Genomic DNA, 11,477 nt, shown 5'->3' with positions numbered 1-11,477 from the left:
GGAGCAACTGCTCCGGGGCCGTTCCACGTCTCGTCTTGAACTCAGTCGTCGCCCGGCAGCCGCTTCACGGGGATGACCTGGAGATCGTCCAGCTTCCAGTCCAACCGGGCGGCCGCATCGCGGGCAGCGTCCACCTGGTCCAGGTCGACGTCCGCCACGGGCACCACGAAGACCTCGGTGTGGAAGAGATGGCCCTCGTCGCGCATGCGCACCAGCACCTCGTCGACCCAGGGCATGCCCTTGAAGAAGCGGGTCACCTGGTCGATGGCCGGGTGGTCCTTGGCGTCGTCGAAGGTTCTGGCCTGGCGGTCCAGCAGACCGGCGAGGGCATTGCCCAGGTTCGACCAGCCGTCCTTGACGATCGAGGCGGCGATGAAGGCGGCCACCAGCGAGTCGGCCCACCACAAACCCAGACCGATGCCGAGGATGCCCGCGATGGCGCCGGTGGCGGTCTGCCAGTCCGCCTTGTTCATGTCAGCGTCGGCGAACAGCACCTTGTCATGGAGCGTCTCGGCGACCTTCATCTTCATCCGGCCCAGCAGGACGTTCGGGAAGCCCGTCAACGCCAGCACCGCGATCATCAGCCAGCCCGTCCAGATGGTGCGCCCGAAGATCTCCACCGTGCCGATGGTCGGGTGCTCCTGGTTGACCAGCGTCATCACCGATTCGAAGAGCACATAGGCGCCGAGTGTCAGCAGGGCCACGGAGGCGGCCAGGTGCGCGGCCCCGATGGCACGGTGATAGCCATAGGGATGCTCCCGGTCGGGCTGCTTGCGCGCCTGCTTCAGGGCGACGAGGAAGGCGATCGGCGGCAGGAAGCTCAGGCAGTCCTCGATCCAGGCCGCCTTCATCGCCTGCGAGCTGCCCATCACGATGGCGACCAGGGTGACGGTCACCAACAGGTAGCAGATGGAGAAGATCTGGAGCCGACGTCCCGTGCGCAGGGCCTGCTGCTGCTCGGCCGGCAGCTTCGTGTGCCCGAACTGGGTCACCGCGGCATCCCGTCGTCGAACCAGCGCTCGAGGGCAGTCACCAGCGCGTTCTCACCCAACGGCGCCGCGACGACGCGCTTGACCCGGTCGCCGTGGTCGTCGATCTGCTCGGCGTAGGCGCGGGTCAGGCCGACCTTGCTCTTCCACGGTGACTTGGTGGTCAGCCCGCCGACGACGAGGTCCAGCTCACCGTCCTCGAGCTTCTTGACCAGTTCCTCCTCGCCGGCGACGACCCAAGTTACGCTCGCCCCGCGGACGGCTGCGAAACCTTCCGCGAGCTCTGCTTCCGGACCGGTGGGCTGCCCCGCGTCGTCCAGCTCGAGCTGGGGTGGGCAGACCGCGGCACCGACCACCATCTCGTGGGTCTGGTCGATGTGCGCGAGCGTATGGTCCGGGTCACGGGGAATGGAACAACCCATGAGCAGAGCAACGCCCAGCAGTGGGGCGATCAGGTGGCGCATGGCTCCTCCGGTGGTCGACCGAGCGGGCCTCGGCAGCGACATCGTGGCAGTTGGACGGCTGTGTGACCACACCCCCGTGGGGCGGAGTCCCGGCTAGTGCTCGCGCGGTTCCCAGCCGAAGCTGGCGACCTGGGTGGCGTAGATGGCCAGGAAGTCCTGGGCCGCGTCCATCGCGCCCAGCCGTCCGGCCCGCACGTCCGATTCCAGCTGGGAGGTGAGGCTGCGCAGGGTCTCGTTCGCGCGCCGGGAGTCCAGCAATGCGGCCTCGATCTGGGAGCGCATCCAAACAACCTGCTGCTCGGAGCGGTAGTGCTCCAGCCCGCCGTGCTCCTCCAGCCAGGTGCGGTGCTCCAGCACCGCCGCCCACACCTCGTCCAAGGAGATCTTGTGCAGGGCAGAACAGGTGAGCACCGGGCAACGGCGACCGGCCGTCGCCTCGGTGACGAGTTTCATGGCGATCGACAGGTCGCGCGCGCAGACGCGCGCCTCGCCGGCGTTGTCACCGTCCGCCTTGTTGACCGCGATCACGTCACAGATCTCGAGGATGCCGCGCTTGATGCCCTGCAGCTGGTCCCCGGTGCCGGAGACGGCGAGCATCAAGAAGGTGTCGACCATGCCCTTCACGGCCACCTCGGACTGTCCGACGCCGACCGTCTCGACGATGACGACGTCGAAACCGGCAGCCTCGACGACCAGCATGGCCTCGCGGGTGGCCCGGGCGACGCCGCCCAGGTGCTGGCCGCTGGGGGAGGGGCGCACGAAGGCGGCCTCGGTCTGGGTGAGTTCGCCCATTCGGGTGCGGTCACCGAGCACCGATCCGCCGGTGCGGGAGCTGGAGGGGTCGACGGCGAGCACGGCCACCTGGTGGCCCTGCTCGACCAGGCGCATGCCCATCGCGTTGATGAAGGTCGACTTTCCCGCCCCGGGGACGCCGCTGATGCCGACCCGGACCGCCGGCTCGCGCGAGCCGCGCACCTCGGGGGAGGTGAGGTGCTGCAGCAGTTCCTTGGCCAGCGGACGGTGCGCCGGCAGCTTCGACTCCACCAGCGTGATCGACTGGGCCACCGCGGAACGATTGCCGGCCAGCACTCCCTCGACGAGGGCGGGGACGTCGAACTTGCGGGGCATGAGTACCTTCCTGGGTTCTGGGTGGTGATGTGGAAAAGGTCGGGCGGCCCGAGTAAACCCGGGCCGCCCGACCGGTCAGACGATCGTCCTGGCGGACGCGTCCTGATCAGGCATCCATGGCCTTGCGCATTTCGCCCAGCAGGCGGATGGCGGAGGCAGGGATGTTGGTGCCCGGCGGGTAGATGTCCACCGCGCCGGCCTGGCGGAGCTCCTCGAAGTCCTGCTCGGGGATGACGCCACCAGCGACGATCAGGATGTCGGACCGCCCGAGCTTGTCCAGCTCGGCGCGCAGCGCGGGCACCAGCGTGAGGTGACCGGCTGCGAGCGAGGAGACGCCAACGACGTGCACGTCGGCCTCATTGGCCTGGGCGGCAGCCTCCTCGGGGGTCTGGAACAGCGGGCCCACGTCGACGTCGAAGCCCAGGTCGGCGAACGCCGTGGCGATGACCTTCTGGCCTCGGTCGTGGCCGTCCTGGCCCAGCTTGGCGATCATGATGCGCGGACGACGACCCTCGGCCTCCTCGAACGCCTCGACGGCCTGGCGGGCCTGCTCGAGCTGCTCGTCACCGGCTGCTTCCTTGGAGTACACACCAGAGATCGTACGGATCTGCGCCGTGTAGCGCCCGAACTCCTTCTCGAGTGCGTCCGAGATCTCGCCCACGGAAGCCTTGGCGCGCGCGGCGTCGATGGCCAGCTTGAGCAGGTTGCGCTCGGCATCGGTGGGGTCGGGGTTGGCCGCGGCCCAGGTGAGCTTCTCCAGGGCGGCCTGGGTGGCCGCCTCGTCGCGCTCGGAACGCAGCTGCTGCAGCTTGGCGATCTGCTGGGCGCGCACGGTGGCGTTGTCGATCTTGAGGACGTCCAGCGGGTCGTCCGAATCGAGCTGGTACTTGTTGACGCCGATCACCGGCTGGCGACCCGAGTCGATGCGCGCCTGGGTGCGGGCAGCCGCCTCCTCGATGCGCATCTTCGGGATGCCCTGCTCGATGGCCTTGGCCATGCCTCCGGCCTCCTCGACCTCCTGGATCAGCTTCCAGGCCTTGTTGGCAAGGTCCTGGGTGAGCTTCTCCACGTAGTACGAGCCGGCCCACGGGTCGATGACCCGGGTCGTGCCCGACTCCTGCTGGAGGAAGAGTTGCGTGTTGCGGGCGATGCGAGCGCTGAAGTCGGTCGGCAGCGCGATGGCCTCGTCGAGCGCGTTGGTGTGCAGCGACTGCGTGTGGCCCTGGGTCGAGGCCATGGCCTCGACACAGGTGCGGATCACGTTGTTGTACACGTCCTGCGCGGTCAGCGACCAGCCGGAGGTCTGCGAGTGCGTACGCAGGCTCATCGACTTGTCGTTCTTGGGCCCGAACTGGCGCACGAGGCGTGCCCACAGGATTCGGGCCGCGCGCATCTTGGCGACCTCCATGTAGAAGTTCATGCCGATCGCCCAGAAGAAGCTCAGGCGGGGGGCGAACTGGTCCACCTGCAGGCCCACCGACTCACCGGCGCGGATGTAGTCGACACCGTCGGCCAGCGTGTAGGCCATCTCGATGTCGGCCGTCGCCCCGGCTTCCTGCATGTGGTAGCCGGAGATGGAGATCGAGTTGAACTTCGGCATGTTCGCGCTGGTGAACGCGAAGATGTCGGAGATGATCCGCATCGAGGGCACCGGCGGGTAGATGTAGGTGTTGCGAACCATGAACTCCTTGAGGATGTCGTTCTGGATGGTTCCCTGCAGCTGCTCCGGCTTCACCCCCTGCTCCTCGGCTGCCACGACGTAGAGGGCGAGGATCGGCAGCACGGCGCCGTTCATCGTCATCGACACGGACATCTGGTCGAGCGGGATGCCCGAGAAGAGCTGGCGCATGTCGAGGATCGAGTCGACCGCCACGCCGGCCATGCCGACGTCACCGGTCACGCGCGGGTGGTCCGAGTCGTAACCACGGTGGGTCGCGAGGTCGAACGCGATCGACAGGCCCTTCTGACCGGCCGCGAGGTTGCGGCGGTAGAAGGCATTGGACTCCTCGGCGGTGGAAAAGCCCGCGTACTGGCGGATCGTCCACGGACGTGAGGTGTACATCGTCGCGTAGGGGCCGCGCAGGAAGGGTGCGATGCCCGGCATGGTGTTCAGGTGGTCCATCTCGGAGTAGACGTCGTCACCATAGAGGTGTTCGACGGGGATCTGCTCGGGCGTGACCCACTCCTCGGCGGAGGGGCCGGCGGCGAGCAGCTGCTCGAACTGGGCCATGGCGTCCGCCGGGGCCGCCACCTCTCCCAGCTGGACCTGGTCAAAACGTGGCAGGGTGCTCACTTCGCAACTCCCAACGTGTCTAGGGTCTCGTTCAGGACGGTGACCGCATCGGCGCCCAGCGCGATGGTGCCACTGATGACACTCTCGGCCTCGGCGGCGGATTCACCCAGCTCCTTCAGGCTGCCGGCGAGCATGACCTTCTCGGCGCCGGCCTCCTTCAGGGCCTTCGCGACGGGCAGCGCCTGTTCGGCGTAGACCCTCGCACTGGAGCACAGGCACGCCACCTTGGGCGAGCCGGCATCCTGCCAAGCCTTCACCACGTCGGCCGCCTCGCCGCCCTCGCTGGAGGGCGTCTGCAGACCAGCGACCTGGAAGAAGTTGGACGCGAAGCCCTCGCGACCACCGAAGTCGCGACGCGCACCGAGGCACGCGAGGAAGACCTTGGCATCCGAGCCGGCCACGCGGTCGCGCAGCGCCTCGAAGACCTCCGAATCACGGTGCATCGCCAGTCCCGCGTGGGCCGGGGCCTCGGGACGGGTGCGCACCTCGGGAGCGGTCTCGTCGATCTTCGGGAACTCCGAGACACCGGTGATCGGCTGCTTGCGGGTGGCCAGGCGCTTGGCGCGCTCGCCGACGACCTTCTCCAGCTCGGATGGCACGCGTCCGGCAGCCAGCGCAGCGACCATGCCGCCCGCGGCCTCGACGGCCTGGAACTCGGTCCACGCCGCCTCGGCCAGCTTCTGGGTCAGGCTCTCCACGTACCAAGAACCACCAGCCGGGTCGTTGACCCGTCCGATGTTCGACTCCTCGGCCAGCACGATCTGCGTGTTGCGCGCGATGCGGCGGGCGAAGGCGGTGGGCAGGCCCCAAGCGGTGTTGAAGGGCAGCACCGTGATCGCCTCGGCGCCGCCGATGGCCGCACCGAAGGTCTCGATGGTGCCGCGCAGCACGTTGACGTAGGGGTCGTCGCGGGTGATCTCGCGCCACGACGTGACCGCATGCTGGCGGGCGCCGCGCTTGTCGGCCGACACCTCCAGCACCTCGCCGATCCGGGCCCAGCAGGTGCGCAGGGCGCGCAGGCGGGCGATGGTTGCGAACTGGTCGGTGGTGGCGCTGACGCGGAAGTTGATCGTCTCGAAGGCCTCGTCGACGCTCAGGCCCTGGTCGACCAGCGCGCGGACGTATTCGACGCCGGTCGCCAGCGCCCAGGCCATCTCGTGCACGTCACCGGCGCCGGCGTTGTGCCAGACGGTGGCGTCGACGACGATCGCACGCGACTTGGGCATGCCGTCGAGCTTCTTCGCGTAGTCCGCCAGGCCGGACAGGTCGGGCTGGGAGCCGTTCAGGGCGGCCAGGCCGATCGGGTCAAGGCCCAGGTTGAGGCTCAGCTCGGACTTGTCCTTGCCGCTGCCCTCGTAGAGGCCGAGCAGCGCATCCGCCGCAGCAAACTGATCGGTGCGGCTGGAGACCTCGACCTTGACCAGGTCGAGCAGAACGTCCTTGAGGTTGTTGACGAGGTCGTCGGCCTTGATCGCGTCCGGGTCGAGGCGCAGCCACAGGCTGGTGGCGCCCCGCTCGAGATCGGTCAGGATCGCCTCGCGGGTGAAGGTCGTGTCAGGGTCCTCGTGCAGTGCACGCACGTCCCATGCGTCCATGTCGCCGTTGCGCACGGTCGTGCCGCGGGTGAAGGGCATGGTGCCGGGGGCACCTAGGCCCTCGACGGCATCGTCCAGGGTGTAGACGGGCTCGATCTCGATGCCGTCGACCGTGGTGGTGCGCAGCCGGGCGACACTCTGTTCGCCACTGAGCTGCTTGTCCTCGGGACGGCCCCTGTTGAGGACCTTGGCGACCGCAGCCTGCCACTGGTCCATGGACGGGGAGTCGAAGTCGCCGGCGAGCGTGAGCCCGCCACCGCCCTCGATCGCGCCCGGCTGGGTGGTTGTCATCACAACTCCTGCTCCGATGAGTTCGTCGTCCGTTTGGACGACCTGGCTGGTGGCTCCTCGGCCGCGCGGGTGGGGCGTTGCTCCAAGAACACCCTGCAGGACTGCTCTCGGACGCCTCGTCCCGGTGGTCACGACTGGCTGCCGTGCCCTGCTGGCAGGTATTCGGACTTCTGGGAGACCCAGTCACCGTTGCGGGACAGCTCCGGAATTGCACCGGATTCCCTCATGCCGACCACCCTTTCGGGAGGTTCGAACCAGCACTCCCAACCCTAGCGGTGCCGCTCTTCGCGCGGGCAAGGGGGGTGCGAATCCCGTCCATTCATCGGACGTCTGCCCCAGCCGCGCCCGTGTGGGGGACTGTCAGGATGTGCATCTGGCACCCCACACCCAGGGGGACGGCGCCAGCCGTGGGAATCGGCCGCCGCGCCCGCCGCGACCTCCGGTGACGGTCTGGATCATCGGCCGACACCTGGTCGCGCACCGGGATGCCGTCCTTGATCGCCGTGATGTCGAAGGACCGGCGGACAACCCGTCGCCTTCACTGTCCGCACCGAGGAGAGGTGGCAGGCCGCAGACGGGTTCGGGATCAGTCGATCCGCTTCCTCAGTTGACGAAGGGCTCCAGCGCAGCGCCGAGCTTGGGCAGCGCCTCCTCGACATAGCCCTTTGCCTTGCCGCGGATCGGCTTGTAGATCTTCGCCAGGGTGGCGTTGTCGGGGTTGGCGGCCTTGTCGTCCACGACCTTGAGCAGTGCGTCCGCAACAGCGGACTTGTGCTGGGTCAGGTGGGCGGCGAAGGACTGGTCTCCCTTGCCCTCCCAATAGGGCTGCAGGGCTGCGGCGACGTCGGGGAGCATCGCATTCGCGCCCTTTTCGACGATTCCCTCCTTCGCCTTCTTGGCGCTGGCATAGGCACCCTTCAGGGCAATGCCCGACAGCCCGGACTTCGAGCTGACCTCCTCGTCGAGGACCTTCGCGATGGCGGCGACGACCTGCGGACGCTTGGCCGGGTCGAGCAGGCTGGCGGTGAACGTCATGGTCTTCCTTCCAGCGGTGTGGCGCCGTCGAAAACGGCGTTGTCAGGTGCCCTCGAGGGGCCTTCCCATTGTTGCAGCTCGTCCGGCGCCGGGGAGGAATTCAGCGCTCCCGGCCTGTCCTACACCGTCAGCCGGCTTCCGCAACCCGCAGGCGTCCCGCGAGCACCCCGTCCGCGTCCCGCGAGCACCCCGTCCGCGTCCCGCGAGGGTTGAGCGGGCAAGCTCAGCCGCAGGTCACACCCGTCGCGTGGATGGGGCAGTAGCCGTTGGGGTTGGCCTCCAGATACTGCTGGTGGTAGTCCTCGGCCCAGTACCAGTCAGGCGCTGGCACGATCTGCGTGGTGATCTGGCCGAAACCGGCCTCCGTGAACGCGCGCTGGTACTGGTCCCGGACCCTCTCGGCGGCGGCCTGCTGCTCATCCCCCATGGTGAAGATTGCCGACCGGTACTGCGTCCCGATGTCGTTGCCCTGCCGGTTGCCCTGGGTCGGGTCATGGTTCTCGAAGAAGACCCGCAGCAGGTCTTCGTAGCTGACCGCGGACGGGTCGAAGACGACCCTGACGGTCTCGGCGTGCCCGGTGCGCCCGGAGCAGGCCTCCTCATAGGTGGGGTTCGGGGTCGTCCCGCCCTGGTAGCCGACGCCGGTCAGGCGGACCCCGTCGGTGTTCCAGTAGAGCTTCTCCGCGCCCCAGAAACAGCCCAGCGCCAGGTGGGCGACCTCGGTGCCGGGGATCTCCCGGTCGATCGGGTCACCGAAGATCCGGTGGAAGAAGGGCATCTGCAGCACCGGTTCCTGCCGGCCGGGCAGCGGTGGCAGCGTGGACGGGTCGACACGGAAGCGCTCGAACATGACCGCAAGGGTAGCTCGCGATCCCGACGATTCAGCTCGGCGAATCGAACGCGGGAATTCTCCAGTCGATCGGGTCGGCACCCTGTTGGGCGAGCAGTTCGTTCGCGCGGCTGAAGGGCCGCGAGCCGAGGAAGCCCGAGCGCGCCGACAACGGCGAGGGGTGCGGGCTCGCGATCGTCGGCATGCCGCCCAGCACGGGCGTCAAGGTTTGCGCATCACGTCCCCACAAGACCGCCACACACGGCCCGCTGCGCTCGACGAGTGCCTCTATCGCACGCTGGGTCACGACCTCCCAGCCCTTGCCGCGGTGCGATCCGGGGGCCCCCGGACGGACGGTGAGCACGCGGTTCAGCAGCAGCACACCCTGGTCGAACCACGCGCCCAGATCACCGTGCTGGGGCGGTTCGATGCCCAGGTCGTCCCGGAGCTCTGAGTAGATGTTCACCAAGCTGCGGGGTAGTGGGCGAACGTCCGGCTCCACCGAGAACGACAACCCGACCGGGTGGCCGGGGGTGGGGTAGGGGTCCTGTCCAACCAGCAGCACCCGAACTCCCGACAGCGGACGGGTGAAGGCGCGCAGCACGCTGTCACCCGCTGGCAGGTAGGAGCGACCGGCGGCAATCTCGCCGCGCAGGAAGTGACCCATCGCGCGCACCTGGGGCTCGACCGGAGCGAGCGCCTCGGCCCAGTCCGGCGCGACCAGTTCAGACAGTGGCTTCACGATTGGTCTCCTTCGGCATCTTCCAGCTCAGGGCGGCACCGGCAAGCAGGAAGACGGCGCCAACCGTGAAGGCGGAAGCCATACCGCCGCGATCGGCCAGGGCACCTGCAGCCAGCGGGCCGATGATTGCACCGACGTCGCTCATCATCTGGAAGACCGCGATCGGCGTGCCGGCGCGGCCGCCGGTCACGTCCCCGACCACGGCGGTGGGTGCGGTCGAGTGCATCGCCGACCCCAGCCCATAGACACACAGCACTGCACCGAGGAGCCAGACATTTCCGGCCCAGGGCATCGCCAGTGCGGCGGCACCGGTCACCAGCCCGGCCGCGACCATCACGGGACGTCGTCCGAGCGTGTCAACGATTCGTCCCGAGGGCCCCAGCGCGATGGTCTGCACCACGGCAGCGATCGCGAACAGGACGCCGGTCGTGGAGGGCTGCTGGTGCAAGGACTCCACCACCAGCACCGGGACGAGTGAACTGCGCACCCCGAAGGACTGCCAGCCCTGCGCGAAGTTCGTCAGCAAGGCGGCCCGGTAGCGGACGTCCGGCAGCGCCTCGGACAGTTCCATCACGGGGCGGGAGTCCTGCAGCGGCCCGGCATCGGTCCGGCCCAGCATCGTCAGCCCGACCATGCCGGCGACCATCAAGGTCGCGGCATAGAAGAAGAAGGGGGCCGTGATGGAGATCGCCGCGAACAGGCCGCCCACGGCGGGGCCGGCCATGCCGCCGATCAGGAAGCCCCCCGAGTAGAAGGCGCTGGCCCGGCCACGCTGCTCCGGTGTGACCGCCCGCAGCAGCAGGGTCATCGCGGCCACCGTGAACATGGCCGACCCGATGCCGCCGACCCCTCGCATCACCAGCAGTTGCCAAAAGCTCTGCGAGAGTCCCGCGGCCGCCGAGGACGCGGCGACGATGAACATGCCGATGCCCAAGGCGGTGCGCTCGCCGAGCCACCGGTTGAACCGCGCGCACCACGGGCTGGTCACCAGCCGCATGAAGGCGAACGCCGAGATCACCGCGCCCACCATCAGGTTGTCAACCTCGAAGGAACGGGCGAAGATCGGCAGCACCGGCACCAGCACCCCGAAACCGACGGCCACGCAGAAGGCGATCACGCCCAGTACGATGACGTCGCGGGGGAGACCCTGTCCGGGCAAGCCGCGACGCGACGGGACGGACGAGGGGGGCATTGCCCAAGGTTACCGCTGGCGCGTGGAGCCCCGGACTACCGTGGAAGCATGAGCGAGAACTCGTCCCCCTCTTGGTTCGACGTCGCCCGTGGGCTCGCGGACGCCGCGAACGACCTGGCCACGTCGGCCCAGCTCGCCGGCTCACCGCTGCTGGGCCAGTTGCGCTCCGAGGTGACCCGGCAGATCAGTGAACCCCGCCACCAGGCAGAACAGATGACCACCGCCCTCGACCGCGTCGAGGTCCGCGCCACCGGACGCCGAGTCAGCATCATCGGCGACCCCAGCGTGGCGAACCTGCACGTCGAGGGCCCGCACTCCACCACCAGGGACGGTCGCATCGTCGAGATCGTCGCGGACGGTGAACTTCCCGGCAAGGATGCGCTGGCCCTGCTCGGGCCGGCACTTGGGCTGCGCTCGCTGGACGCGCTCGACACGTTGAAGCGCCTTGGCATGGGGCGCGAACTCGTCGTCCGGGTGAACCCCGATCTGGCTCTGGACGTCGAAGTGACAGGCGGCTCCCTGGTCGTCACGGGGATGCCCACGCTGGCCCACGTCCGCGTCACCGGCGGCACGGCCACCCTGACCGGAGTCGAGGGCATCGGCCGCGCGCTCTTCCAGGCGGGGCAGGTGACCCTGACCGGCTCGTTCAGCGGCAGCACCCGCATCCGTAGCGAGTCCGGGCAGCTCACCCTCACCCTGGACGAGGAGGCGGACGTCGAGGTGCAGGGGCGCTCCCAGTTGGCCCGAATCTCCTGGCCAGACGGCATCTCCGTCGACGCCTACCGTGTCGGCAAAGGTCTTGGTCGCCTGCAATTGGACCTGGTGATGGGCCAGGCCACGATCAATCGGCACGTTCCGAGCTCCGACGAGGCATCCGAGGACGCCGACCTCGACGAAAGCTGAGCAACACGAGGCGCCC

Annotated in this window: 10 protein-coding genes and 1 riboswitch; of the genes, 1 reads left to right on the top strand and 9 read right to left on the bottom strand. The window is 68.6% G+C overall.

Features of this window, described 5'->3' with window-relative positions:
* Positions 1–41 precede the first annotated feature (41 nt).
* From ABD089_RS00085 to ABD089_RS00045, 9 genes are all read right to left on the bottom strand, one after another.
* Positions 42–992 (bottom strand): cation diffusion facilitator family transporter, encoded by a 951-nt coding sequence (locus ABD089_RS00085; RefSeq protein ID WP_343884109.1) that lies wholly within the window; start codon positions 990–992, stop codon positions 42–44.
* Positions 989–1,453 (bottom strand): transporter substrate-binding domain-containing protein, encoded by a 465-nt coding sequence (locus ABD089_RS00080; RefSeq protein ID WP_343884108.1) that lies wholly within the window; start codon positions 1,451–1,453, stop codon positions 989–991. The genes ABD089_RS00085 and ABD089_RS00080 overlap by 4 nt, the downstream gene beginning before the upstream one ends.
* 93 nt (positions 1,454–1,546) lie before the next feature.
* Positions 1,547–2,581 (bottom strand): methylmalonyl Co-A mutase-associated GTPase MeaB, encoded by a 1,035-nt coding sequence (gene meaB / locus ABD089_RS00075; RefSeq protein WP_343884107.1) that lies wholly within the window; start codon positions 2,579–2,581, stop codon positions 1,547–1,549.
* A 106-nt stretch (positions 2,582–2,687) separates the two neighbouring features.
* Positions 2,688–4,874 carry a methylmalonyl-CoA mutase gene (gene scpA, locus ABD089_RS00070; RefSeq protein ID WP_343884106.1) on the bottom strand — a complete coding sequence of 729 codons (2,187 nt, stop codon included), beginning with the start codon at positions 4,872–4,874 and terminating at the stop codon, positions 2,688–2,690.
* The gene (mutA, locus tag ABD089_RS00065; RefSeq protein WP_343884105.1) at positions 4,871–6,760 is read right to left on the bottom strand and encodes a methylmalonyl-CoA mutase small subunit; all 1,890 of its coding nucleotides are present in this window, start codon (positions 6,758–6,760) and stop codon (positions 4,871–4,873) included. Before mutA ends, scpA begins: the two co-directional genes overlap by 4 nt.
* 136 nt (positions 6,761–6,896) lie before the next feature.
* A riboswitch (cobalamin riboswitch) is annotated at positions 6,897–7,034 on the bottom strand.
* A 329-nt stretch (positions 7,035–7,363) separates the two neighbouring features.
* On the bottom strand, positions 7,364–7,795 hold the full coding sequence (locus tag ABD089_RS00060) for a DUF6918 family protein (RefSeq protein WP_343884104.1): 432 nt from the start codon (positions 7,793–7,795) through the stop codon (positions 7,364–7,366).
* Positions 7,796–8,018: 223 nt separating this feature from the next.
* On the bottom strand, positions 8,019–8,645 hold the full coding sequence (gene msrA, locus ABD089_RS00055; protein WP_343884103.1) for a peptide-methionine (S)-S-oxide reductase MsrA: 627 nt from the start codon (positions 8,643–8,645) through the stop codon (positions 8,019–8,021).
* 31 nt (positions 8,646–8,676) lie between these two features.
* Entirely contained in the window at positions 8,677–9,369 is a 693-nt protein-coding gene (locus tag ABD089_RS00050) for a uracil-DNA glycosylase (protein WP_343884379.1), read from the bottom strand.
* Positions 9,350–10,558: an MFS transporter gene (locus tag ABD089_RS00045; protein ID WP_343884102.1), complete on the bottom strand. Its 1,209-nt coding sequence runs from the start codon at positions 10,556–10,558 to the stop codon at positions 9,350–9,352. The genes ABD089_RS00050 and ABD089_RS00045 overlap by 20 nt, the downstream gene beginning before the upstream one ends.
* A gap of 48 nt (positions 10,559–10,606) precedes the next feature.
* Between ABD089_RS00045 and ABD089_RS00040 the strand changes: the two genes are divergently transcribed.
* Positions 10,607–11,461: a hypothetical protein gene (locus ABD089_RS00040; protein ID WP_343884101.1), complete on the top strand. Its 855-nt coding sequence runs from the start codon at positions 10,607–10,609 to the stop codon at positions 11,459–11,461.
* Positions 11,462–11,477: the final 16 nt, after the last annotated feature.

This window comes from Luteococcus sanguinis, assembly GCF_039527675.1.
GTDB lineage: Bacteria > Actinomycetota > Actinomycetes > Propionibacteriales > Propionibacteriaceae > Luteococcus > Luteococcus sanguinis.
The sequence above is the reverse complement of the archived record's forward strand: the minus strand, read 5'-3'. Positions and strand labels throughout refer to the sequence as shown.